The following is a 22,931-nucleotide window of genomic DNA, read 5'->3' as shown; positions in this document are numbered from 1 at the left end:
GTCTGGGCGCACTGGGCGTTGTCGCTGCCCTCCGGGGTGGCTCTGAGCGCCGAGGCGCCGCTGTGCACCGGGGAGGTGACGGTGGTGCCGGCGGTGCAGGTCCAGGGGGAGAGCCCGGATTCGAAGCCGCCGTTGACCGCGGCGTCCGCGTCGGCCGCACGGGCGGCCGACGAGAGCGCGGCACTGCCGGGCACGGCGAGGGCCATGACCGTGAGGAATGCGACCAGGGGTCGGGAACGGTCCACAAATGCCTCCAGGCATGGGGGAGTTGGAGGTCGAGGGTGCACCCAACTTGGTCCAGACCAATTCCGTTGTCAAGGAGTTCCCCACCGAAGAGACCCGCAGAAGAGACCCCGCCGAGAGGCGCCGTCAGGGCGTCACGAGCGACGCCCGTCCCCCTCGCTCGCCAGCGCGGCCGCCGCCTCGTGCATCGCCAGCTCCAGCAGCGCCGGGTCGGTGAGCGTGCCCGACCCGTCCGGCGGCACCAGCCAGCGCACCCCCCGGGCCGCCCGGCCGGGGTAGGGCACGACGATCCAGGTGCCGGCCCCCGCGGTGCGGATGCCGGTGCCCAGCCAGCGGGCGGCGGTGCCGGGCGGCACGAAGAAACCCACCCGGTTGTCCCCGAAGTCGACCAGCACCGGGCCGGGCTGATCGAGGACGCGGGTGAGCACGTCCAGCGTCGGATACCCCAGCTCCCCCGGCAGGACGAGCACGTCCCAGGCCTTCCCGGCGGGCAGCAGCGCGACCCCCCGCGGGCTGCGCTCCCACTCCCACCGGCAGGCGTCCGGGTCCGGCGCGACGGACGCCAGCCACTCCACCGCAGTCTTCGCCCCTGTCATGAAAAGGCCTCCCTCTCGTTCGCGGACACGCGCGTCTGCGAATGAGAGGGAGGTCGGGCCGCCCGCATTACGCGAGTTCACCGACCTCTTCCGAGTGATCTGGGTCACATCAAGGCGGTCAGGGGGCTAACTGTCGAAGCCGAGCCCCAGCCGGTCCATGGTCCGCAGCCACAGATTGCGCCGCCCGCCCTGCGCGTCGGCCCGCGCCAGCGACCAGCGGGTCAGCGCGATCCCGGTCCAGGCGAACGGCTCGGGCGGGAACGGCAGCGGCTTCTTGCGGACCATCTCCAGCCGGGTGCGCTCGGTGTCCGCGCCGTCCAGCAGGTCCAGCATCACATCGGCGCCGAAGCGGGTGGCCCCCACACCGAGCCCGGTGTAGCCCGCCGCGTAGGCGACCCGGCCCTGATGGCCGGTGCCGAAGAACGCCGAGAAGCGGGAGCAGGTGTCGATCGCGCCGCCCCAGGCGTGGGTGAAGCGGACGCCCTCCAGCTGCGGGAAGCAGGTGAAGAAGTGCCCGGCCAGCTTGGCGTAGGTCTCCGGCCGGTCGTCGTACTCCGCGCGCACCCGGCCCCCGTAGGGGTAGATCGCGTCGTAGCCGCCCCACAGCACCCGGTTGTCCGGGGTCAGCCGGAAGTAGTGGAACTGGTTGGCCGCGTCCCCGAGGCCCTGGCGGTTCTTCCAGCCGAGCGAGTCGAGCTGCTCGGCGTTCAGCGGCTCGGTCGTCAGCGCGTAGTCGTAGACCGGCACCGTGTAGGAGCGGACCCGGCGCAGGAGGCTCGGGAAGACGTTGGTGCCGAGCGCGACCTTGCGGGCCCGGACCGTGCCGTACGGGGTACCGGCCTCCATCCCGGCGCCGTACTGCTTCAGGGTCAGGGCCGGGGTGTGCTCGTACACCCGGACCCCGAGGGCGAGGCAGGCCCGCTTCAGTCCCCAGGCCAGTTTGGCGGGGTGCAGCAGGGCCACGCCGCGGCGGTCCCACAGGCCGGCCTCGAAGGTGGGCGAGCCGACCTCGGCGCGCAGGGCGTCGCGGTCGAGGAACTCCATGCCGTCCGCGAGGCCCTTGTCCTCCAGTTCCCGGTGCCAGTCGCGCAGCTCCCACGCCTGGTAGGTCTCGGTGGCCACGTCGATCTCGCCGGTGCGCTCGAAGTCGCAGTCGATGCCGTGCCGGGCGAGCGCGTCCTCGATGCCGTCCAGGTTGCGGGCGCCGAGTTCGTGCAGCTTGCCGATCTCGTCCGGCCAGCGGGCCAGGCCGTTGGCCAGGCCGTGGGTGAGGGAGGCGGCGCAGAACCCGCCGTTGCGGCCCGAGGCGGCCCAGCCCACCTCGCGCCCCTCCAGCAGCACCACGTCCCGGCCGGGGTCGCGCTCCTTGGCGTTGAGCGCGGTCCACAGTCCGCTGTAGCCGCCGCCGACCACGAGGAGGTCGCAGGTGTCGGTGCCGGTGAGCGCGGGCTCGGGGCGGGGCCTGCCGGGGTCCTCCAGCCAGTAGGGGACCGGCTGTGCTTCGGAGAGGGAAGCGATCCAGTTGTCTTTTCCACGGCTCATGGCGCTAGGGGCCATGATTTCAACTCCCTACGGGGCTTTATGCCTTCTGGTGACCGCGTCTACGGGTGACGAGCATCGAGACCAGCACGAACAGTACGGCGACGAGGAACATGGCCGTCCCGATGACATTGATCTGAACGGGCGTTCCGCGCTGTGCCGAGCCCCAGACGAACATGGGGAAGGTGACGGTCGAGCCCGCGTTGAAATTGGTGATGATGAAATCGTCGAAGGAGAGCGCGAAGGACAGCAGCGCGCCCGCGGCGATTCCGGGTGCCGCGATGGGCAGGGTGACCCGCCAGAAGGTCTGCACCGGTCCCGCGTAGAGATCGCGGGCGGCCTCCTCCAGGCGCGGGTCCATCGACATCACGCGCGCCTTGACCGCGGTGACGACGAAGCTCAGGCAGAACATGATGTGGGCGATCAGGATCGTCCAGAAGCCGAGCTGGGCGCCCATGTTGAGGAACAGGGTGAGCAGCGAGGCGGCCATGACGACCTCGGGCATCGCCATCGGCAGGAAGATCAGCGAGTTGACCGCGCCGCGCGCCCGGAACCGGTACCGGACCAGGGCGAACGCGATCATCGTCCCGAGCGCGGTGGCGCCGATGGTGGCCCACAGGGCGATCTGGAGGCTGAGCCCGAGCGAGCCGCACATGTCGGCGACCCCGCACGGGTCCTGCCAGGCGTCGGTGGAGAAGTGCTGCCACTCGTAGTTGAAGCGGCCCTTGGGCTTGTTGAAGGAGAACACCGTCACGACGATGTTCGGCAGCAGCAGGTAGGCGAGCGTCAGCAGTCCCGCAATGACGACGAGACGGCGCTTGAGCCAGGTGAAGACGGCCATGTCAGACGAGGTCCTCCGTCCCGGCCCGGCGGATGTAGATCGTGACCACGGCGAGGATCGCGGCCATGAGGATGAAGGAGAGCGCGGCGGCCGTCGGATAGTCCAGCACCCGCAGGAACTGGGTCTGGATGACGTTGCCGATCATGCGGGTGTCGGTGGAGCCGAGCAGCTCGGCGTTGACGTAGTCGCCGGCCGCCGGGATGAAGGTCAGCAGGGTGCCGGAGACCACGCCGGGCATCGACAGCGGGAAGGTCACCCTGCGGAAGGTGGTCCAGGGCCGGGCGTACAGGTCACCGGCCGCCTCGTGCAGCCGTACGTCGATCCGCTCCAGCGAGCTGTACAGCGGCAGGATCATGAACGGCAGGAAGTTGTACGTCAGTCCGCACACCACCGCCAGCGGCGTGGCCAGCACCCGGTCGCCCGCGGTCCAGCCGAGCCAGCCGGTCACGTCCAGCACGTGCAGGGTGTTCAGCGCGTGCACCACGGGCCCGTTGTCCGCGAGGATCGTCTTCCAGGCGAGGGTGCGGATCAGGAAGCTGGTGAAGAACGGCGCGATCACCAGGATCATGATCAGGTTGCGCCAGCGCCCGGCGCGGAACGCGATCAGATACGCCAGCGGGTAGCCCAGCAGCAGACAGAGCACGGTCGCGGCGGCCGCGTAGAGCACCGAGCGGACGAACTGCGGCCAGTACTCGGCGAGCGCGTGCCAGTAGGTGGCGAAGTGCCAGGTGACCTTGTAGCCCTGCTCCAGCGACCCGGTCTGCACCGAGGTCGACGCCTGGTAGACCAGCGGCAGCGCGAAGAACACGATCAGCCACAGGATGCCGGGCAGCAGCAGCCAGTACGGGGTGAACCGGCCGCGCCTGCGGGGTGGCCGCGCGGGCTCCGGCGGGGCGAGCGGCGGGGCCGCCTCGGCGAGGGTCGGCATCAGACGGCCGCCTCTTCCTCGGTGCCCGCGTCGATGTCCTGGGCGGCGTCGAGCGCGAAGGTGTGCGCCGGGTTCCAGTGCAGGACCACCTCGGCGCCGGGCACCAGACGGGTGTCCCGCTCGACGTTCTGCGCGTACACCGCGAGAGCGCCCGCGACCGGGCTGTCGATCACGTACTGGGTGGAGACGCCGATGAAGCCTGCGTCCGCGACCGTGCCGGTCAGGCGGTTGCGGCCCTCGGGCACCGAACCCGCGTCATCGGCGTGGGTGAGCGCGATCTTCTCGGGGCGGATGCCGACCAGCAGCTTGCCGCCGGCCGGGGCGGGCGCGGAACATCGCGCCTCGGGCAGCAGCAGCTTGCCGTCCCCGGCGCGCAGCACGATGTCGCCGCCGCTCCGGGAGTCGACCTCGGCCTCGATCAGGTTGGAGGTGCCGAGGAAGTTGGCGACGAAGGTGGTGCGCGGGTTCTCGTACAGCTCGGTGGGCGAGCCGAGCTGCTCCACGCGGCCCGCGTTCATCACGGCGACCGTGTCGGCCATGGTCATGGCCTCCTCCTGGTCGTGCGTGACATGGACGAAGGTGATGCCGACCTCGGTCTGGATGCGCTTGAGCTCCAGCTGCATCTGGCGGCGCAGCTTGAGGTCCAGGGCGCCGAGGGGCTCGTCCAGCAGGAGCACCTTGGGATGGTTGATCAGGGCGCGGGCGACCGCGACGCGCTGCTGCTGGCCGCCGGAGAGCTGGTGCGGCTTCTTGCGGGCCTGCTCCCCGAGCTGGACCAGCTCCAGCATCTCCTCGACCTGCTTCTTGACGCTCTTGATGCCGCGCCGACGCAGGCCGAAGGCGACGTTCTCGAAGATGTCGAGGTGCGGGAAGAGGGCGTAGGACTGGAAGACCGTGTTGACCGGCCGCTTGTACGGGGGCAGCCCGGTGACGTCCAGGTCACCGAGGTGCACGGTCCCGGAGGTCGGCTCCTCCAGCCCGGCGATCATGCGCAGGGTGGTGGTCTTGCCGCAGCCGGAGGCGCCGAGCAGCGCGAAGAAGGAGCCCTGGGGCACGGTGAGGTCCAGCGGGTGCACGGCGGTGAAGGAGCCGTACGTCTTGCCGATGCCGGAGAGGCGGACGTCGCCGCTGCCGTCTGTCGTCGTCTTCATCCTCGTCACGCCCCTGTGAGCTTCGCGAACTTCTCTTCGTAGGCCGTCTCTTCCTTCTGGCTCAGGGAGCGGAAGGCGTGGGACTTCGCCTGCATGGCCTTGTCGGGGACGATCAGCGGATTGTCCGCCGCGTCCCGGTCGATCTTCGCAAGCCAGGGCTTCACGTTGTCGACCGGAGTGACGTAGTTGATGTAGGCGGCGAGCGCGGCGGCCTGCTCGGGTTCGTAGAAGAAGTCGATCAGCCGCTCGGCATTCGTCTTGTGACGTGCCTTGTTGGGGATCAGCATATTGTCCGTCGAGGTGACATAACCGCTGTCGGGAATGATGAAGTCCACATCGGGGCTGTCCGCCTTGAGCTGGACCACGTCACCGGCCCAGGCGACACAGGCCGCGAAGTCGCCCTTGGCGAGGTCGGCGGTGTAGTCGTTGCCGGTGAACCGGCGTATCTGCCCCTTGTCGACGGCCTTCTGCAGCCGGGCTATCGCCGCGTCGTAGTCGTCGTCGGTGAAGTCGGCCGGGTCCTTGCCCATGTCGAGCAGGGTCATCCCGACGCTGTCCCGCATCTCGGAGAGGAAGCCGACCCGGCCCTTCAGCCTGGGATTGTCGAGCAGGTCGGAGACGGATCTCACCTCGATCCCGTTCAGCGCCTTCTTGTTGTAGGCGATGACCGTGGAGATGGCCTGCCAGGGGTAGGAGTAGGCGCGGCCCGGGTCCCAGTCGGGGGTGCGGAACTGGGGCGAGAGGCCCGCGAAGGCGTGCGGGAGGTTCACCGGGTCCAGCTTCTGCACCCAGCCGAGCCGGATCAGCCGGGCGGCCAGCCAGTCGGTGAGGACGATCAGATCGCGGCCGGTCTCCTGGCCCGCGGCGAGCTGCGGCTTGATCTTGCCGAAGAACTCGTTGTTGTCGTTGATGTCCTCGGTGTACCGGACCGTGATCCCGGTCTTCCGCTGGAACGCGGCGAGCGTGGGGTGACGCTTGCCGCTGTCGTCCACGTCGATGTACTCGGTCCAGTTGGAGAAGTTGACGGTCTTCTCCCGGGCCGAGCGGTCGTCCGCCGCGGTGCCGCCGGGTGTCCGTCCGGCCGCCGGAATGCCACAGGCGCTGAGGGCGCCCAGGCCCCCCGCCGTGAGCACGCCTCCGGCCGACGCCCGCAGCAGCGACCGGCGGGTCAGCGCCGCCCGCCCGCTCCGCAGACTGCGCCGCACTGCGGCCAACTGGGGCGGGGTGAGGCGGCCGGGCTCGTACTGATCCATACGCGTGGTGCCCTTTCGGAAAGCGGGCGGGGCCCTAGTGGCGGTCCCCGAAGACCGTGCGGTGCCAGTCCTTGCGGACGACCGCCGTGTTGTCGAACATGACGTGCTTGACCTGCGTGTACTCCTCGAAGGAGTACGCCGACATGTCCTTGCCGAAGCCGGACGCCTTGTATCCGCCGTGCGGCATCTCGCTGATGATCGGGATGTGGTCGTTGATCCACACGCACCCGGCCCGCAGATCGCGGGTGGCCCGCTGGGCTCGGTAGACGTTGCCGGTCCACGCGGAGGCGGCGAGGCCGTACGGGGTGTCGTTGGCCAGCCGCAGGCCCTCGTCGTCGGTGTCGAAGGGGAGTACGACGAGGACGGGCCCGAAGATCTCCGACTGGACGATCTCGCTGTCCTGGGCGGCCCCGGTGACCAGGGTCGGCCGGTAGTAGGCGCCGCTCCTGAGGTCGCCGCCGGGGGCCTCGCCGCCGGTGACCACGGTCGCGTAGGCGCGGGCCCGGTCCACGAAGCCGGCGACGCGGTCGCGGTGGGCGTGCGAGACCAGCGGGCCGAGGTCGGTGCCGGGCGCGAAGGGGTCGCCGAGCCGCACGGTCTCCATCAGCGCGGCGGTCCGCTCCACGAACGCCTCGTACAGCGGGCGCTGCACATAGGCGCGGGTCGCGGCCGTGCAGTCCTGGCCGGTGTTGATGAGCGCGCCGGCGACCGCGCCGTTGGCGGCGGCCTCCAGGTCGGCGTCGTCGAAGACCACGAAGGGCGCCTTGCCGCCCAGCTCCAGGTGGAGCCGCTTGACGGTGGCCGTGGCGATCTCCGCGACCCTCCGGCCGACGGCGGTGGACCCGGTGAACGACGTCATCGCCACGTCCGGATGCCCGACCAGCCGCTCCCCCGCGCCGGGCCCGGTGCCGCTGACGATGTTGATCACGCCGTCCGGGATGCCCGCGTCGACGGCGGCCCGCGCGAACAGCAGCGAGGTGAGGGGGGTCAGCTCGGCGGGCTTGAGCACGATGGTGTTGCCCGCGGCGACGGCCGGGAGGACCTTCCACGCGGCCATCTGGAGCGGGTAGTTCCAGGGCGCGATCGACCCGACCACCCCGATGGGCTCCCGGCGGACGTACGAGGTGTGGTCACCGGAGTACTCCCCCGCCGACTGCCCCTGGAGCTGCCGGGCGGCGCCCGCGAAGAAGGCGGTGTTGTCGATGGTGCCGGGGACGTCGAACTCGCGGGTCAGCTTCAGGGGCTTGCCGCACTGGAGCGACTCGGCGCGGGCGAAGTCCTCGGCGCGGTCCGCGAGCACTGCGGCGAAACGGTTCAGCGCGTCGGAGCGCTCGCCCGGCGTCGCGGCGGCCCAGCCGGGGAAGGCGGCGCGCGCGGCGGCCACGGCCGCGTCGACGTCGCTCTCCCCGGCGAGTTCGTAGCGGTACACCTCCTCGCCGGTCGAGGGGTCGGTCACCGCGTGCGTACGGCCCGAGGTGCCCGGCGCGGGGCGACCCGCGACGAACTGCGCACCCTCGGCGAAGCGGTCGCGCGCCGGAAATCGTTCCGGGGTGTCGGTGCCCGGCTTGTGCATGTCGCTCTCCTCCGCCGGACACCCTTCCGGGGGCCGGGTGGCGTGGCTCCAGCTCGATTTGAGTGCCGATCCTGACAGAGGAGCAGGAGTGCAACAAGGGATTCCGTTGTTGCCTTTTGGTTACGCGACGGAATCTGTCGGCGGGCTGTCGAGTCGCGATGGAAAAGGAGGGACGGGTTGTCAGTGGTGGCTGCCACACTCGCGTGCATGGGGAAGATCGACGGGGTGGAAGCGCTGATCGGCGCGGTCCGGGCGGGGGCGCCCGTGAAGTATCTGCACTTCTGGGGGCACCGCCCGCAGCGGGACGGCAGCGTGGGCGCGGGGTGCCTGAGCCAGTGGTGGCCGGCGCCGTTCATGGTGGACGGGGTCGAGTACGCGACCGCCGAGCACTGGATGATGGCGGCCAAGGCACGCCTCTTCGCCGACCCGGACGCCGAGCGGCTGGTGCTGGCCGCGGGGCATCCGGCCGGTGCGAAGAAGGCGGGGCGGCTGGTCCGGGGCTTCGACGAGGAGATATGGCGCCGGGAGCGGTTCCGGATCGTCGTCGAGGGCAGCGTGCACAAGTTCGCCGCCGATCCCGGCCTGCGCGAGTTCCTGCTCGGCACGGGCGAGCGGGTGCTGGTGGAGGCGAGCCCGGTGGACCGCGTGTGGGGGATCGGGCTCAGCGTCCAGGACGAAGCGGCGTGGGACCCGGTCCGCTGGAAGGGGCCGAACCTCCTGGGCTTCGCGCTGATGGAGGCTCGGGACCGGCTGCGTTCAGAGGCGGGGTGAGGCGGGGATCTGCGGCGCGGAGTTGTAGGAGGAGCCGAAGGGGTCGTCGTCCTGCCGGCTGTCCTCCTTGTTCGCGGCGAACACAAGGATGCCGATGAAGAGCGCCAGCGTGGCCACGCCCACGATGATGCCGATGATGCCGAGCACGAAGCCCGCCTGGGCCTGCCCGCGATTGGTGGCCTCGCCCCGGTCGGCACGCCTGCGGCCCTGGACGCCCAGGATCACGGCGACGACACCGAGGATCAGGGAGACGACTCCGTAGAGACAGAACAGCACGATGGAGAGGATGCCGAGCACCAGGGCGGCGGTGCCCGCGTTGTTCTGCGGGGCGGGGCCCATGGGGGCGCCGGGCCAGCCGTAGGCCGGGGGCTGGGGGTAGCCGGGGTAGCCCTGCGCGCCCGGGTAGCCCTGGGGGCCGGGGTGGCTCGGGTAGCCGTAGCCGGCCGGGGTGTAGGGCGGGACGCCGGGGCCGTTCGGGCCGATGGGCGGGGGCGGGACAGTGGGGCCGCCCTGCTGCGGGGGCACGATGGGGCCGGCCTGCGGGCCCGAGCCGACGGCGGGCATGGCGGCCATGGTCGCCTGGTCGTGGACCGAGGGCGGGGTCTGCTGGTGCTTCTGCAGAGAGGGTCCCTGGGGCGGTGCCCACGGGTCGGAGCCCGGTTCCTGCCCGCTCGTGCCTCGTCCGCCGTCGGGCTGCGTCTGCTCCGTCACGTCCTCATCCCCCCACGTAGCTTGTCAGCCCATGTTAGAGCCGCCGCACGGACCGTACGGAGCTGCCCCTTCCCTGAGCGGCCGTAGGGTCTGCCGCCCCGCCCTAGGATGTCTGCGACCGTCCGACCAGCCTGGGGAGGCTCCCTTGACCGAGCGCAGCGCCGCCCGCGATACGCACGACTTCATCGCCGGACTGCCCAAGGCCGAACTGCACGTCCACCACGTGGGCTCCGCCTCCCCCCGCATCGTCTCGGAACTGGCCGCCCGGCACCGCGACTCCCAGGTCCCGACCGACCCCGAGGCGCTGGCGGACTACTTCTCCTTCACCGACTTCGCGCACTTCATCCAGGTGTACCTGTCGGTCGTGGACCTGGTCCGCACCCCGGAGGACGTCCGGCTGCTGACGTACGAGATCGCGCGCGACATGGCCCGGCAGCAGGTGCGGTACGCGGAGCTGACCCTCACCCCGTTCTCCTCCGTGCGGCGCGGCATAGAGGACCGCGCCTTCATGGACGCGATCGAGGACGCCCGCAAGTCCGCCGAGGCCGACTTCGGGACCGTGCTGCGCTGGTGCTTCGACATCCCCGGCGAGGCCGGGCTGGTGGCGGCGGAGGAGACGGCCCGGATGGCGACGGACGACCGCGTCCGCCCCGAGGGCCTCGTCTCCTTCGGCCTCGGCGGCCCGGAGATCGGCGTCCCCCGCCCGCAGTTCAAGCCGTACTTCGACCGCGCGCGGGCCGCCGGCCTCCACTCGGTCCCCCACGCCGGCGAGACCACGGGCCCCCGGACGGTCTGGGACGCACTGACCACGCTGGGCGCGGAACGCATCGGCCACGGCACCAGCTCCGCCCAGGACCCGAAGCTCCTGGCCCACCTGGCCGAACACCGCATCGCCCTCGAGGTCTGCCCCACCTCCAACATCGCCACCCGCGCCGTCCGCACCCTCGACGAACACCCCTTGAAGCAGTTCGCCGACGCGGGCGTCCTCGTCACCATCAACTCCGACGACCCCCCGATGTTCGGCACGGACCTGAACAAGGAGTACGCGATCGCGTCCCGCCTGCTCGACCTGGACGAGCGAGGTCTGGCCGCCCTCGCGAAGAACGCGGTGGAGGCGTCGTTCCTGGACAGGGCGGGGAAGGAGCGGATCTCGTCGGAGATCGACGCGTACACGGAGGCGTGGCTGGCGGGCTGAGGCCGTGCCCGGCCTTGACCGGCCCGCCGACCGACCCCAACCGGACGGCCAGGGGACCCCGCCGCCGAGCGCGGCCGCGCGGCCCTGACCGGCCGGCCAACCCCGGTCGTCGCCCCACGGCTTCGCCGGCCGGCCCGGTCGCCGCACCGTCGTCGGCCCTGCTGGCCGCCCCCGCCTGCCAAGGTGGGGCTTCGCCCGCCGACGCCGCACCGGCTGCCAGAATGACGACCATGCAGACCTGGACCGCCGTCGCACACCGGGGCGACCCCTACCGCTTCCGTGAGAACACCCTCGCCTCGCTGCGCTCCGCGCTGGACCGGGGCGCGGACGCGGTGGAGATCGACGTACGCCTCACCCGCGACGGCGTCCCCGTCCTGCTGCACGACGACACCCTGAAGCGCCTGTGGGAGGTCGACCGCCCCCTGTCGGCGCTGACGGCGGCCCAGGTGACGGAACTGACGGCGGGCGGCATCCCCACCCTGGCGGAAGCCCTGTCGGCAACGGAGGGCACGCGGGTCATGGCTGACCTGTGCGGCGGTGTGACCCCGCGGGTGGCGGACCGGGTCCTGGACGTGGTCCGCCAGTCGGGCGCCGAAGACCGCGTCTACTACTCCGCGGGCGCCCAGTCCCTCCTGACCCTCCGCGCAGCCGCCCCCACCGCCGAACTGGCCCTCAGCTGGACCACCACAGCCCGCCCCCGCCCGGCCCTCCTCGCCGCCCTGCGCCCCCGCTACCTCAACTACCGCTTCTCGCTGGTCGACCGCGACCTGGCCACCCGAGTCCACAAAGAGGGCTACCTCCTGTCGGTCTGGACCCCGGACACGGGGCGCTCGATGCGGAAGCTGCTGGCACTGGGCGCGGACTCGATCACCACGAACCGAATCGACACGCTTACCGCCCTGCGGAAAGCAGGCGGGGCGGGAGCACCGCTCTCCTGAAGCGGAGCCCGCCCCGTGAGGCTTCGGTACGGACTCGTCCAGGCAGGTCCACCAGGGCCGCACGGATCGACCTGCCAGGCCGAGGCAGTCGCTCAGGGCTGCGGCTACCTTCGTGGGGAGAGCAGATCGCCACCGGAGGAGGAACGACGATGGCCGGCACCGAAACGCTCGACCGCAGCACCTGGGAGACCGCCCTCAACCAGCTGAACGAGGAACACCAGGGGGAGTTCGTCACCATCGAGGTACTGGACCCCGAGGTCGGTCATCAGTACGAAGCCAACCGGCTGCCCTTCGCCACCATCTCGTACGACCCGAAGGACGACGTAGTGGCCATCTCCGTCGGCGGACGGTCGCCGCGCTACCCCGTCGTCCTGCGGCACCTGGTGTGGCACCCCAGGGAGATCGACGTCGCCACGCAGGACGTTCCCGAGCCGGCGGTCCGGACAGTCGACAAGGACGGCACCGCGACGCTGATCACCTTCTTCCCCAAGGAGTCCGGCGCGGAGTCCTGACCAGGGACACCGACGGCGAACGGCGATCCGGCGACTCGGCCCAGTCGCTGATCGGCGGCTCCCCCGTGCACGGGAAGCCGCCGGTACCCAGCAGGTCCGCTCAGTCGAAGTACTCCGGCTGCGTCTGCACATTCAGCTCGGGCAGGTGCACCCGGCGGGCGGAGTCCGTGCGGCGGTCGTGCAGCTTCAGGACGTCGAAGCCCTTGCTGATGTCGTTCGAGTAGATGTAGCCGTTGTAGTAGTACGCGGACCACGAGCCGGCTACTTGGAGGGTGTCCGTGGTCAGCGGGCCGCGCTCGAAGTAGGCGATCTCGTGCGGGTGGGCGGAGTCGGTGAAGTCCCAGACGGAGATGCCGCCCTGGTACCACGCCTGGACCATGAGGTCACGGCCCTTGACGGGGATGAGGGAGCCGTTGTGGGCGACGCAGTTCTCGGTGTCGGCCTGGTAGCGGGGGATCTTGTAGTAGCTGCGGAAGACCAGCTTGCGGTGGTCGCCGCGGCCGGTGATGTCGTAGATGCCGTCGGCACCGCGGTCGGGGCCGATTGCCGCGTTGCAGGTGGCCGCCCCGCCGCCGCCCAGCTCGTCGGTGAAGACGACCTTGTCCGCACGCTGGTTGAACGTCGCGGAGTGCCAGAACGCGAAGTTGACGTTGTCCTGGACCCGGTCGATGACCTTCGGATGCTCGGGGTCCTTGATGGAGAACAGGATGCCGTCGCCCATGCAGGCGCCCGCCGCGAGGTCCTTGGAGGGCAGGACGGTCAGGTCGTGGCAGCCGGTGGTCTTGGAGACGCCGGGGTTGGTGGGCGCGCCCGGGTTGCCGCCGCCGTCGGGGCCCTCACCGGGGAAGAGGACGGGGAAGCCGACCACGGCCGCCTTCTCGGGCGCCTTGCGCGGCACCTTGATCACCGAGATGCCGTCGTGCGGCGGCTGGCAGTCGGGGAAGGTGGCGCTGGGCGAGTACGAGGAGACGTAGATGTAGACGTCTCTCCGCTCGGGCACCAGCGTGTGGGTGTGGGAGCCGCAGGCGGTCTCGACGGCGGCGACGTACTTCGGGTTCGCCTTGTCGCTGATGTCGAAGATCTTCATGCCCTCCCACGACGACTTCTCGGTCGCGGGCTGGGTGGTGCTCGCGCAGGAGTTGTCGCTGCGCGAGGAGTCGGTGGAGAGGAACAGCAGGTTTCCGCTGACGGAGACGTCGTTCTGCGAGCCGGGGCACAGCACCTGGGCGACCGTCCTCGGCGCCTTCGGGTTGCTGATGTCGAAGATGCGGAAGCCGTCGTAGTTGCCGGCGTAGGCGTACCGGCCCTGGAAGGCGAGGTCGGTGTTGTAGCCGGGGAGAGCGTCCTTGGGAACGTTGGTGAGGTGCTCGATGTTGGCGGAGTGGACGATCTCGTCCTGCCCCGGTATCTCACCGTCCGCGATCGCGCCCCGCACCTCGGCGGCCTCGCTCTGGGAGACGCGCTGTCCGGCGGCGGGGCTGTCACCGGGGTCGGGGGTGGCGGAAGCCGGTGCGGTGGTGAGCAGCGCGGCCAGGAGACCTGCCGCGGCGGCGGCAACTCCCAGGCGTCTGCGACGGGTTCGGGGATCTTGGGACAGGGTCACTGCTTCCTCCCTGGTGCCGGACGTGGGGGCGCGGCTCACACTCCCCCGCAGTATCGTCCGCGTCATGGACAGGTCAACAGTGCGCAATGAGACGCGTCCGAAGGTTCTCGGTCATTCGCGGGCGGAAGAGTGCTAGGACGGTCGGTACCCGCATCCCCACGAACGCAGGAGACTTCCGTGCCTCACCGCCGCGCCTCCCTCACCACGGCCCTCCTCACGGCCGCAGCCGTACTCGCGGTCGGCGGTTGCTCCGGTTCCGCGAACGGAGGCGATTCCGGCGCCAAGTCCGCCGCACGCACCGGCCCTTCGGTCATCGCCCCCGGCAAGCCCGGCGAGGCGAACCGCACGATGTCCGCAGCGGACGCCGCCGCGCAGCGCCAGGACGACAACTCCCCCAACGCGGCGGACCGTTCCTACGCCCGCATGATGATCGTCCACCACACGCAGGCGCTGAAGATGACCGGACTCGCCCCGAAGAGAGCCCGGTCCACACAGGTCAAGCGCATCGCGGAACGCATCTCCGCCGCCCAGGGCCCCGAAATCAGCGCCATGGAGGGCTGGTTGGCCATGAACGGCAAGGGCGGCACGGCGCACGACCACGGCACCATGCCCGGCATGGCCACCGAAGCCCAGCTCACCGAACTGCGCGCCGCCCGGGGCAAGGCGTTCGACCGGCTCTTCCTCAAGCTGATGATCGCCCACCACGAGGGCGCGATCACCATGGCCACCGACGTGAAGGCGCAGGGCAACAACATCCAGATCGAGGAGATGGCGGACGACGTGATCGCCCAGCAGACCAGCGAGATCGTCCGGATGCGGGACATGCTCTGACCAGGGCCAACGACCAGGAGAGCGGCCGGGCGAACGACGGGACGAACGGCCGGACGACCAGCCCAGCCAGAGGCCCCGGTCAGCACCCCCTCACGCCCCCACGTACTCCGCCAAGTGCCGCCCCGTGAGCGTCGACCCGTCCGCCACCAGCTCAGCCGGCGTCCCCTCGAACACGATCTGCCCGCCGTCGTGCCCCGCGCCGGGCCCCAGGTCGATGATCCAGTCCGCGTGGGCCATCACCGCCTGGTGGTGCTCCACGACGATGACGGACTTCCCGGAGTCCACCAACCGGTCCAGCAGACCGAGGAGTTGCTCCACATCGGCGAGGTGGAGTCCGGCGGTCGGCTCGTCCAGGACGTACACACCGCCCTTCTCCCCCATGTGCGTGGCCAGCTTGAGCCGTTGGCGTTCGCCGCCGGAGAGGGTGGTGAGCGGCTGGCCGAGGGTGAGGTAGCCGAGGCCCACGTCCGAGAGGCGGGTCAGGATGCGGTGCGCGGCCGGAATACGCGCCTCGCCTTCCGCGAAGAACGCCTCCGCCTCGCTGACCGCCATCGCCAGCACCTCGCTGATGTCGCGGCCCCCGAGCCGGTACTCCAGCACCGCCGCCTGGAAGCGCCGCCCCTCGCACTCCTCGCACGTCGTGGCGACGCCCGCCATCATGGCGAGGTCGGTGTAGACGACCCCGACGCCGTTGCAAGTGGGGCAGGCGCCCTCGGAGTTGGCGCTGAACAACGCGGGCTTGACCCCGTTGGCCTTGGCGAACGCCTTGCGGATCGGGTCCAACAGCCCTGTATAGGTCGCGGGGTTGCTCCGCCGCGACCCCCGGATGGCCCCCTGGTCGACGGAGACGACCCCCTCCCCCTCGGGCACCGACCCGTGCACCAGCGAACTCTTGCCGGACCCGGCGACCCCGGTCACCGCGACCAGCACCCCGAGCGGGATGTCCACGTCGACCCGGCGCAGGTTGTTGGCGTCGGCGCCCCGGATCTTCAGCGCACCGGTGGCCTCACGGACGCTCTTCTTCAGCGAGGCCCGGTCGTCCAGGTGGCGCCCGGTGACGGTGTCGGAGGCCCGCAGCCCCTCGACCGTGCCCTCGAAGCAGACGGCGCCGCCCCCCGTACCGGCGCCCGGACCGAGGTCGACCACATGGTCGGCGATGGCGATGGTCTCCGGCTTGTGCTCCACGACCAGCACGGTGTTGCCCTTGTCGCGCAGGCGCAGCAGCAGGCCGTTCATCCGCTGGATGTCGTGCGGGTGCAGTCCGGTGGTGGGCTCGTCGAAGACGTACGTGACGTCGGTGAGCGAGGAGCCGAGGTGGCGGATCATCTTCACCCGCTGCGCCTCGCCGCCGGACAGCGTGCCCGAGGGGCGGTCGAGGGAGAGGTAGCCGAGGCCGATCTCCACGAACGAGTCGAGGCTGTGGCCCAGCGCGGTGAGCAGCGGGGCGACCGAGGGGTCGTCGAGCCCGCGTACCCACTCGGCGAGGTCGGTGATCTGCATCGCGCAGGCGTCGGCGATGCTCACGCCGCCGATCGTCGAGGTACGGGCGCCCTCGCTCAGCCGGGTGCCCGCGCAGTCGGGGCAGACGGTGAAGGTGACGGCCCGCTCCACGAAGGCGCGGACGTGCGGCTGGAGCGAGTCGACGTCCTTGGAGAGGAACGACTTCTGGATCTTCGGGATCAGGCCCTCGTACGTGAGGTTGATGCCCTCCACCTTGATCTTGGTGGGCTCCCTGTGGAGCAGGTCGTGCAGCTCGCGCTTGGTGAACTTGGCGATCGGCTTGTCCGGGTCGAAGAAGCCGCAGCCGGTGTAGATACGGCCGTACCAGCCGTCCACGCTGTAACCGGGGATGGTGAGCGCGCCCTCGCGCAGCGACTTGGAGTCGTCGTAGAGCTGCGTGAGGTCGATGTCGGTGACCGCGCCCCGGCCCTCGCAGCGCGGACACATCCCGCCGGTACGGCTGAAGGTGACCTTCTCCGCCCTGCGCGCCCCCTTCTCCACCTTGATCGCGCCGCTGGCCTGCACCGACGCGACGTTGAAGGCATACGCGCTGGGCGGGCCGAGGTGCGGGGCGGCGAGCCGGCTGAACAGGATGCGGAGCATGGCGTTGGCGTCGGTGGCGGTGCCGACGGTGGAGCGGGGGTCGGCGCCGAGGCGCTGCTGGTCCACGATGATCGCGGTGGTCAGCCCGTCGAGCACGTCCACCTCGGGACGGGCGAGCGTCGGCATGAAGCCCTGGACGAACGCGCTGTACGTCTCGTTGATCAGCCGCTGCGATTCGGCGGCGATGGTGCCGAACACCAGCGAGCTCTTGCCGGAGCCGGAGACGCCGGTGAACACCGTCAGCCGGCGCTTGGGGATCTCGACGCTGACGTCCTTCAGGTTGTTCACCCGCGCGCCGTGGACCCGGATCATCTCGTGACTGTCGGCGGCGTGCACGTCCGTGCCCTTGGTCATCCCATCTCCATCTTCACGTACTGGCTTCTTGTTGTACGCGGGCAGGCTCAGCGGTGCTCCTGGATGCGGAGCATGTTGCCCGCCGGGTCCCGTACCGCGCAGTCCCGGATGCCGTACGGCTGGTCGGCGGGCTCCTGGACGATGTCGGCACCGGCCGCCACCAGCCGGTCGAAGGTACCGTCCAGGTCGGGGGTGGCCAGCACCATGCTTGCGTACGTGCCCTTGGCCATCATCTCGGCGATGACGCGCCGCTCGTCGTCGGTGATGCCGGGGTCCATGGCGGGCGGGCTCAGCACGATGTTCGTGTCCGGCTGGCCCTTGGGGCCCACGGTGAGCCAGCGCAGGTTGTTGTGGCCCACGTCGTTGCGCAGCTCGAAGCCGAGGGTGTCCCGGTAGAAGGCGAGGGCCGCCTCGGGGTCGTCCTGCGGGAGGAAGCTGGCGTGAATGCTGATGTCCATGGCCGTCACGCTAGCCGTGGCCCGTGACCCGCGCTTCTCGATTCCTGACCGGTCTGGTCACCACCTTGACCACGCAGGTCGGCAGCCCTTCCGTCGCCCGCGCCGCCTCGATCCGGTACACGCTCGGCGCCATCCCGACCAGCTCGCTGAACCGCGTACTGAACGTCCCGAGCGAGGAACACCCCACCTCGAAGCACACCTCGGTCACACTCAGATCTCCCCGCCGCAGCAAGGACATCGCCCGCTCGATCCGCCGCGTCATGAGATAGCTGTACGGCGACTCCCCGTACGCGGCCCGGAACTGCCGGCTGAGATGCCCGGCCGACATGTTCACCCCGCGTGCCAACGCCTCCACGTCCAGGGGCCGCGCGTACTCCCGGTCGATCCGATCCCGCACCCGCCGCAACAGCCTGAGCTCCCGCAGACGGCGCGGGTCACCGGGTGAGCTGGTCATACCGAAAGCGTGCCATGGGAGGGGGCGCCGGCCCCCTACAATCCCGCGATCGAGTTCCACCGGCGGGCGAACTCCGGTCGTTCCGTCGGCTTGATGTCGCGGGCGATGGCGAGCCGCTTGCGCATCGGGCCGTCGGGGAAGATCAGGGGGTTCGCGGCGAGAGCGGCGGTGTCCCTGTCGGGGCTGTCGGCGAGGATGTGCTGGGCTGCCGGAACCGGGCAGACGTAGTTGACCCAGGTGGCGAGTTCGGCGGCCACCGAGGGGGTGTAGTAGTAGTCGATCAGGCGCTCGGCGTTGGTCTTGTGGGTGGCGCGGTCGGGGATCATCAGGGAGTCCGACCAGAGTTCGGCGCCCTCCTCGGGGACGACGAAGCGGATGTGCGGGTTGTCGGCCTGGAGCTGGATGACGTCGCCGGAGTACGCCTGGCAGGCGAGGACGTCGCCGCTGACCAGGTCCTTGGTGTAGTCGTTGCCGGTGAAGCGGCGGATCTGGCCCCGGCGGACCTCGCGTTCCACCTCGTCGCACATGGTGTGGAAGTCGGCGGCCGTCCAGCGGGTGATGTCGACGCCGTTGCCCTGCATCAGCAGAGCGAACGCCTCGTCGAGCCCGGACAGCAGCGTCACCCGGCCCTTGAGGTCGCTCGCCCAGAGGTCCTTCACGTGCCGGATCTAGCGGCCGAGCCGGCGCCGGTCGTACGCGATGCCGGTGATCCCGGACTGCCAGGGGACGGTGTACGTGCGGCCCGGGTCGAAGGCGGGCCGGCGCAGCAGCGGGTCCAGGTACTTCGCGACGTTCGGCTGCTCGGCCCGGTCCATCCGCTGGACCCAGCCGAGGCGGACGTACCGCGCGCACATCCAGTCGCTGATGACGATCAGGTCCCGGCCGGTGGGCCGGTGGTTCATCAGGGCCGGGCTGATCTTGCCGAAGAACTCGTCGTTGTCGTTGATCTCCTCGACGTAGTCGACGGAACGGCCAGTTCGACCAGGTCAGCCGGTGGTCGGCGGCGGACCGGTCGGGGGCGGAGCGGTCGCCGGGACGGACGTACGCCGAGGGCACCCCGCACCCGGCGAGCGCGCCGAGCGCGGCGGTGCCCCCGAGAGCCCGCAGCACGGACCGGCGGGAGGGGGCGGAACCACGAACAGAGGTGTGAAGCACCCGGAAAGTGTGCCGCCCCGTCTCCCGCGGGAACAATCCGGCCTGGTCAGGAGTCCAGCGACGTCATCACGTGCTTGATCCGCGTGTAGTCGTCGAACCCGTACGCCGACAGGTCCTTGCCGTAACCCGACTTCTTGAAGCCGCCGTGCGGCATCTCCGCGACCAGCGGGATGTGGGTGTTGATCCACACGCAGCCGAAGTCCAGCTTCTTGGACATGCGCATGGCGCGCCCGTGGTCCTTGGTCCACACCGAGGACGCCAGCGCGTAGTCGACGCCGTTGGCCCACTCGACGGCCTGGTCCTCGTCGGTGAAGGACTGCACGGTGATGACCGGCCCGAACACCTCGTTCTGGATGATCTCGTCGTCCTGCTTCAGGCCGGAGACCACGGTCGGGGCGTAGAAGTACCCCTTGTCACCGACCTGGTGGCCGCCCGACTCGACCTTGGCGTGCGCGGGCAGCCGCTCGATGAAGCCGGCGACCTGCTTGAGCTGGTTCGGGTTGTTCAGCGGGCCGTAGAGCACGTCCTCGTCGTCCGGCTGCCCCGTCTTCGTCTCGGACGCGGCCTTGGCGAGCGCGGCCACGAACTCGTCGTGGATGGACTCCTGGACGAGGACACGCGTCGCGGCCGTACAGTCCTGGCCGGCGTTGAAGAAGCCCGCCACCGAGATGTCCTCGACGGCCTTGGGGATGTCGGTGTCCTCGAAGACGACGACCGGTGCCTTGCCGCCCAGCTCCAGGTGGACCCGCTTGAGGTCCTTGGAGGCCGACTCGGCGACCGACATGCCCGCGCGCACCGAGCCGGTGATGGAGGCCATCGCCGGGGTCGGGTGCTCGACCATCATGCGGCCGGTGTCGCGGTCGCCGCAGATGACGTTGAAGACGCCCGCCGGCAGGACCGAGCCGATGATCTCGGCGATGAGGACGGTGGAGGCCGGGGTGGTGTCCGAGGGCTTGAGGACGACCGTGTTGCCCGCGGCGAGCGCCGGGGCGAACTTCCACACGGCCATCATCATCGGGTAGTTCCACGGCGCGACCTGCGCGCAGACGCCGATCGGCTCGCGGCGGATGATCGAGGTCAGGCCGTCCATGTACTCGCCGGCCGAGCGCCCCTCCAGCATCCGGGCCGCGCCCGCGAAGAAGCGGATCTGGTCGACCATCGGCGGGATCTCCTCGGAGCGGGTGAGCCCGACGGGCTTGCCCGTGTTCTCCACCTCGGCCGCGATGAGTTCCTCGGCCCGCTCCTCGAACGCGTCGGCGATCTTCAGCAGGGCCTTCTGCCGCTCGGCGGGGGTGGTGTCGCGCCAGGCCGGGAACGCCTTGGCGGCCGCGTCCATGGCGGCGTCCACGTCCGCCTGCCCGGACAGCGGCGCGGTCGCGTACACCTCACCGGTGGCGGGGTTGACCACCTCGGTGGTCCGTCCATCGGCGGCGTCCCGGAACTCACCGGCGACATAGTTCCGGAGTTTGCGCAGCCCACGCGGCTCGGTGCTCACTGCCGGCCTCCTGATCTGGTTCGAGGGTTCGAGCTGTCCCCGCCCCGGAGCGCCGCATGGCTGTCCGGTGGCTGAGACAACCCAACCCTAGTCGGGACAACCGCGTTTTCAACACCCCCGCCACCCCGCGTCCTGCGAAATCCGCACACTGCAAGCTCGTAAACAACGAATTTCATCGATCGAGCCTTGCGAAACTGTCGAGGTGTCGTGCACAGTGAGGGCGTGGCCAGTCGAAGCACAGAACACAGGGACTCCGCCCGCGAGTCCAGGAGCGGCACTCCGCAGTTGGACGCCGTATCCCTCGCCATCATCGAGCAGCTCCAGGAGGACGGCCGCAGGCCGTACGCCGCGATCGGCAAGGCGGTCGGCCTCTCCGAGGCGGCGGTGCGCCAGCGGGTGCAGAAGCTGCTCGACCAGGGCGTGATGCAGATCGTGGCGGTCACCGACCCGCTCACCGTGGGCTTCCGCCGCCAGGCGATGGTCGGGGTGCATGTCGAGGGCGACGTGGACGGCGTCGCGGACGCGCTGAGTGCCATGTCGGAGGTCGAGTACGTGGTGATGACCGCGGGCTCCTTCGACGTCCTCGCCGAGATCGTCTGCGAGGACGACGACCACCTGCTGGACGTGATCAACCGGCGTATCCGGGCCCTGCCCGGTGTCCGCTCCACCGAGAGCTTCGTCTATCTCAAGCTCAAGAAGCAGACCTATATGTGGGGAACCCGATAACCGTGACGCAGAAGGACCTCAGCCGCACCGCGTACGACCACCTGTGGATGCACTTCACCCGCATGTCGTCGTACGAGAACTCGCCCGTCCCCACCATCGTGCGGGGCGAGGGCACCCACGTCTTCGACGACAAGGGCAAGCGGTACCTCGACGGCCTGGCGGGCCTGTTCGTGGTCCAGGCCGGGCACGGCCGCGTGGAGCTGGCCGAGACCGCGCTGAAGCAGGCGCAGGAGCTGGCCTTCTTCCCGGTGTGGTCCTACGCCCACCCGAAGGCGATCGAGCTGGCCGAGCGGCTGGCCGGCTACGCCCCCGGCGACCTCAACAAGGTCTTCTTCACCACCGGCGGCGGCGAGGCCGTGGAGACCGCGTGGAAGCTGGCCAAGCAGTACTTCAAGCTGGTCGGCAAGCCCGCCAAGCACAAGGTGATATCCCGCTCGCTGGCCTACCACGGCACCCCGCAGGGCGCCCTGTCCATCACCGGCCTGCCCGCGCTGAAGGCGCCCTTCGAGCCGCTGGTGCCGGGCGCGCACAAGGTGGCGAACACCAACATCTACCGCGCCCCGATCCACGGTGAGGACCCGGAGGCGTTCGGCCGCTGGGCCGCCGACCAGATCGAGCAGCAGATCCTCTTCGAGGGCCCGGACACGGTCGCCGCGGTCTTCGTGGAGCCGGTGCAGAACGCCGGCGGCTGCTTCCCGCCGCCGCCCGGCTACTTCCAGCGGGTGCGCGAGATCTGCGACCAGTACGACGTGCTGCTCGTCTCGGACGAGGTCATCTGCGCCTTCGGCCGCCTGGGCACGATGTTCGCCTGCGACAAGTTCGGCTACGTCCCCGACATCATCACCTGCGCCAAGGGCATGACCTCGGGCTACTCCCCGATCGGCGCGACCGTCGTCTCCGACCGGATCGCCGAGCCGTTCTACCGGGACGACAACGTCTTCCTGCACGGCTACACCTTCGGCGGCCACCCGGTCTCCGCCGCGGTCGGCCTCGCCAACCTCGACCTGTTCGAGCGCGAGGGCCTGAACCAGCACGTCCTGGACAACGAGGGCGCCTTCCTGCGCACCCTGCAGAAGCTGCACGACCTGCCGATCGTCGGCGACGTCCGCGGCAACGGCTTCTTCTACGGCATCGAGCTGGTGAAGGACAAGAACACCAAGGAGTCCTTCGACGCCGACGAGATCGAGCGCGTCCTGTACGGCTTCCTCTCCAAGGCCCTGTTCGAGAACGGCCTGTACTGCCGTGCCGACGACCGCGGTGACCCGGTGATCCAGCTGGCCCCGCCGCTGATCGCCAACCAGGAGACGTTCGACGAGATCGAGCAGATCCTGCGCGCGACCCTGACGGAGGCGTGGACCAAGCTCTGACCCCGCCGGCCCCGGCCCCGCGCCGCCCGTTCGAGTGAGAACGGCGGCCCGGGGCCGTGTGCTGTGCCGCCTCCCCCTCGGTGCTGCCTAGCGTGCCCAGTGACCGATCGGCCCGGTCTTCGTTCCCCCGAACA

20 protein-coding genes and 2 pseudogenes are annotated in these 22,931 nt (G+C 70.3%); 7 read left to right on the top strand and 15 right to left on the bottom strand.

Features of this window, described 5'->3' with window-relative positions; all coding sequences use genetic code 11:
* Nucleotides 1-14: 14 nt before the first annotated feature.
* The 8 genes and pseudogenes from E5082_RS32805 to E5082_RS05105 all read right to left on the bottom strand — a co-directional run.
* Nucleotides 15-206: pseudogene (locus E5082_RS32805) on the bottom strand (chitinase); the annotation flags it as partial.
* Between the two features lie 171 nt (nucleotides 207-377).
* Complete coding sequence (locus tag E5082_RS05135) at nucleotides 378-839, bottom strand: hypothetical protein (protein ID WP_135790034.1); 462 nt, start codon at nucleotides 837-839, stop codon at nucleotides 378-380.
* A gap of 126 nt (nucleotides 840-965) precedes the next feature.
* The gene (locus tag E5082_RS05130; protein WP_135790033.1) at nucleotides 966-2,396 is read right to left on the bottom strand and encodes an NAD(P)/FAD-dependent oxidoreductase; all 1,431 of its coding nucleotides are present in this window, start codon (nucleotides 2,394-2,396) and stop codon (nucleotides 966-968) included.
* Nucleotides 2,397-2,418: 22 nt separating this feature from the next.
* Nucleotides 2,419-3,219 carry an ABC transporter permease gene (locus tag E5082_RS05125; RefSeq protein ID WP_135790032.1) on the bottom strand — a complete coding sequence of 267 codons (801 nt, stop codon included), beginning with the start codon at nucleotides 3,217-3,219 and terminating at the stop codon, nucleotides 2,419-2,421.
* Nucleotide 3,220: 1 nt separating this feature from the next.
* The gene (locus tag E5082_RS05120; RefSeq protein ID WP_135790031.1) at nucleotides 3,221-4,147 is read right to left on the bottom strand and encodes an ABC transporter permease; all 927 of its coding nucleotides are present in this window, start codon (nucleotides 4,145-4,147) and stop codon (nucleotides 3,221-3,223) included.
* Nucleotides 4,147-5,298: an ABC transporter ATP-binding protein gene (locus tag E5082_RS05115; protein ID WP_190045375.1), complete on the bottom strand. Its 1,152-nt coding sequence runs from the start codon at nucleotides 5,296-5,298 to the stop codon at nucleotides 4,147-4,149. Before E5082_RS05115 ends, E5082_RS05120 begins: the two co-directional genes overlap by 1 nt.
* Before the next feature lie 5 nt (nucleotides 5,299-5,303).
* The gene (locus E5082_RS05110) at nucleotides 5,304-6,551 is read right to left on the bottom strand and encodes a polyamine ABC transporter substrate-binding protein (RefSeq protein ID WP_135790029.1); all 1,248 of its coding nucleotides are present in this window, start codon (nucleotides 6,549-6,551) and stop codon (nucleotides 5,304-5,306) included.
* A gap of 34 nt (nucleotides 6,552-6,585) precedes the next feature.
* Nucleotides 6,586-8,124 (bottom strand): gamma-aminobutyraldehyde dehydrogenase, encoded by a 1,539-nt coding sequence (locus E5082_RS05105; RefSeq protein WP_135790028.1) that lies wholly within the window; start codon nucleotides 8,122-8,124, stop codon nucleotides 6,586-6,588.
* Between the two features lie 207 nt (nucleotides 8,125-8,331).
* Between E5082_RS05105 and E5082_RS05100 the strand changes: the two genes are divergently transcribed.
* A complete protein-coding gene (locus tag E5082_RS05100; RefSeq protein WP_135790027.1) occupies nucleotides 8,332-8,895 on the top strand; it encodes an NADAR family protein in 564 nt (187 codons plus the stop codon).
* Here E5082_RS05100 and E5082_RS05095 read toward each other — a convergent pair.
* Entirely contained in the window at nucleotides 8,881-9,606 is a 726-nt protein-coding gene (locus E5082_RS05095) for a DUF4190 domain-containing protein (protein WP_229918959.1), read from the bottom strand. The two genes, E5082_RS05100 and E5082_RS05095, sit on opposite strands and share 15 nt — an antisense overlap.
* Nucleotides 9,607-9,751: 145 nt before the next feature.
* Here E5082_RS05095 and E5082_RS05090 point away from each other — a divergent pair, with 145 nt between their 5' ends.
* From E5082_RS05090 to E5082_RS05080, 3 genes are all read left to right on the top strand, one after another.
* Nucleotides 9,752-10,801 carry an adenosine deaminase gene (locus tag E5082_RS05090; RefSeq protein ID WP_229918958.1) on the top strand — a complete coding sequence of 350 codons (1,050 nt, stop codon included), beginning with the start codon at nucleotides 9,752-9,754 and terminating at the stop codon, nucleotides 10,799-10,801.
* Nucleotides 10,802-11,031: 230 nt separating this feature from the next.
* On the top strand, nucleotides 11,032-11,739 hold the full coding sequence (locus E5082_RS05085) for a glycerophosphodiester phosphodiesterase (RefSeq protein WP_135790025.1): 708 nt from the start codon (nucleotides 11,032-11,034) through the stop codon (nucleotides 11,737-11,739).
* Between the two features lie 149 nt (nucleotides 11,740-11,888).
* Nucleotides 11,889-12,251 (top strand): DUF5335 family protein, encoded by a 363-nt coding sequence (locus E5082_RS05080; RefSeq protein WP_135790024.1) that lies wholly within the window; start codon nucleotides 11,889-11,891, stop codon nucleotides 12,249-12,251.
* A gap of 100 nt (nucleotides 12,252-12,351) precedes the next feature.
* Here the strand turns inward: E5082_RS05080 and E5082_RS05075 are convergent, their stop codons facing one another.
* Entirely contained in the window at nucleotides 12,352-13,854 is a 1,503-nt protein-coding gene (locus E5082_RS05075) for an LVIVD repeat-containing protein (protein ID WP_135790023.1), read from the bottom strand.
* Between the two features lie 177 nt (nucleotides 13,855-14,031).
* Here E5082_RS05075 and E5082_RS05070 point away from each other — a divergent pair, with 177 nt between their 5' ends.
* Nucleotides 14,032-14,685: a DUF305 domain-containing protein gene (locus E5082_RS05070; protein WP_135790022.1), complete on the top strand. Its 654-nt coding sequence runs from the start codon at nucleotides 14,032-14,034 to the stop codon at nucleotides 14,683-14,685.
* Nucleotides 14,686-14,775: 90 nt separating this feature from the next.
* On the opposite strand, the gene E5082_RS05065 is transcribed toward E5082_RS05070, so the two are convergent.
* The 5 genes and pseudogenes from E5082_RS05065 to E5082_RS05045 form a co-directional block, all read right to left on the bottom strand.
* On the bottom strand, nucleotides 14,776-17,142 hold the full coding sequence (locus E5082_RS05065) for an ATP-binding cassette domain-containing protein (protein WP_135790021.1): 2,367 nt from the start codon (nucleotides 17,140-17,142) through the stop codon (nucleotides 14,776-14,778).
* Nucleotides 17,143-17,189: 47 nt separating this feature from the next.
* Nucleotides 17,190-17,600 (bottom strand): VOC family protein, encoded by a 411-nt coding sequence (locus E5082_RS05060; RefSeq protein ID WP_167387964.1) that lies wholly within the window; start codon nucleotides 17,598-17,600, stop codon nucleotides 17,190-17,192.
* Nucleotides 17,601-17,610: 10 nt separating this feature from the next.
* Entirely contained in the window at nucleotides 17,611-18,054 is a 444-nt protein-coding gene (locus E5082_RS05055) for a helix-turn-helix transcriptional regulator (RefSeq protein ID WP_135790020.1), read from the bottom strand.
* A 35-nt stretch (nucleotides 18,055-18,089) separates the two neighbouring features.
* Nucleotides 18,090-19,164: pseudogene (locus tag E5082_RS05050) on the bottom strand (polyamine ABC transporter substrate-binding protein).
* 91 nt (nucleotides 19,165-19,255) lie between these two features.
* Nucleotides 19,256-20,704 carry a gamma-aminobutyraldehyde dehydrogenase gene (locus tag E5082_RS05045; RefSeq protein WP_135790019.1) on the bottom strand — a complete coding sequence of 483 codons (1,449 nt, stop codon included), beginning with the start codon at nucleotides 20,702-20,704 and terminating at the stop codon, nucleotides 19,256-19,258.
* A 207-nt stretch (nucleotides 20,705-20,911) separates the two neighbouring features.
* Here E5082_RS05045 and E5082_RS05040 point away from each other — a divergent pair, with 207 nt between their 5' ends.
* Together E5082_RS05040 and E5082_RS05035 are read left to right on the top strand one after the other, a co-directional pair.
* The gene (locus E5082_RS05040) at nucleotides 20,912-21,430 is read left to right on the top strand and encodes an Lrp/AsnC family transcriptional regulator (protein WP_161203079.1); all 519 of its coding nucleotides are present in this window, start codon (nucleotides 20,912-20,914) and stop codon (nucleotides 21,428-21,430) included.
* Between the two features lie 2 nt (nucleotides 21,431-21,432).
* A complete protein-coding gene (locus tag E5082_RS05035; RefSeq protein WP_135790017.1) occupies nucleotides 21,433-22,797 on the top strand; it encodes an aspartate aminotransferase family protein in 1,365 nt (454 codons plus the stop codon).
* The last annotated feature ends 134 nt before the right edge of the window (nucleotides 22,798-22,931 follow it).

This window comes from Streptomyces griseoluteus, from assembly GCF_004784465.1.
GTDB classification, from domain to species: Bacteria; Actinomycetota; Actinomycetes; order Streptomycetales; family Streptomycetaceae; genus Streptomyces; species Streptomyces griseoluteus.
The sequence above is the reverse complement of the archived record's forward strand: the minus strand, read 5'-3'. Positions and strand labels throughout refer to the sequence as shown.

Coding starts and splice junctions, on each gene's coding strand:
- E5082_RS05135 (WP_135790034.1), bottom strand. CDS start 839: ATGACAGGGGCGAAGACTGCGGTGGAGTGGCTGGCGTCCGTCGCGCCG.
- E5082_RS05080 (WP_135790024.1), top strand. CDS start 11,889: ATGGCCGGCACCGAAACGCTCGACCGCAGCACCTGGGAGACCGCCCTC.
- E5082_RS05065 (WP_135790021.1), bottom strand. CDS start 17,142: ATGACCAAGGGCACGGACGTGCACGCCGCCGACAGTCACGAGATGATC.
- E5082_RS05125 (WP_135790032.1), bottom strand. CDS start 3,219: ATGGCCGTCTTCACCTGGCTCAAGCGCCGTCTCGTCGTCATTGCGGGA.
- E5082_RS05055 (WP_135790020.1), bottom strand. CDS start 18,054: ATGACCAGCTCACCCGGTGACCCGCGCCGTCTGCGGGAGCTCAGGCTG.
- E5082_RS05130 (WP_135790033.1), bottom strand. CDS start 2,396: ATGGCCCCTAGCGCCATGAGCCGTGGAAAAGACAACTGGATCGCTTCC.
- E5082_RS05105 (WP_135790028.1), bottom strand. CDS start 8,124: ATGCACAAGCCGGGCACCGACACCCCGGAACGATTTCCGGCGCGCGAC.
- E5082_RS05085 (WP_135790025.1), top strand. CDS start 11,032: ATGCAGACCTGGACCGCCGTCGCACACCGGGGCGACCCCTACCGCTTC.
- E5082_RS05060 (WP_167387964.1), bottom strand. CDS start 17,600: ATGGACATCAGCATTCACGCCAGCTTCCTCCCGCAGGACGACCCCGAG.
- E5082_RS05115 (WP_190045375.1), bottom strand. CDS start 5,298: ATGAAGACGACGACAGACGGCAGCGGCGACGTCCGCCTCTCCGGCATC.
- E5082_RS05120 (WP_135790031.1), bottom strand. CDS start 4,147: ATGCCGACCCTCGCCGAGGCGGCCCCGCCGCTCGCCCCGCCGGAGCCC.
- E5082_RS05110 (WP_135790029.1), bottom strand. CDS start 6,551: ATGGATCAGTACGAGCCCGGCCGCCTCACCCCGCCCCAGTTGGCCGCA.
- E5082_RS05100 (WP_135790027.1), top strand. CDS start 8,332: ATGGGGAAGATCGACGGGGTGGAAGCGCTGATCGGCGCGGTCCGGGCG.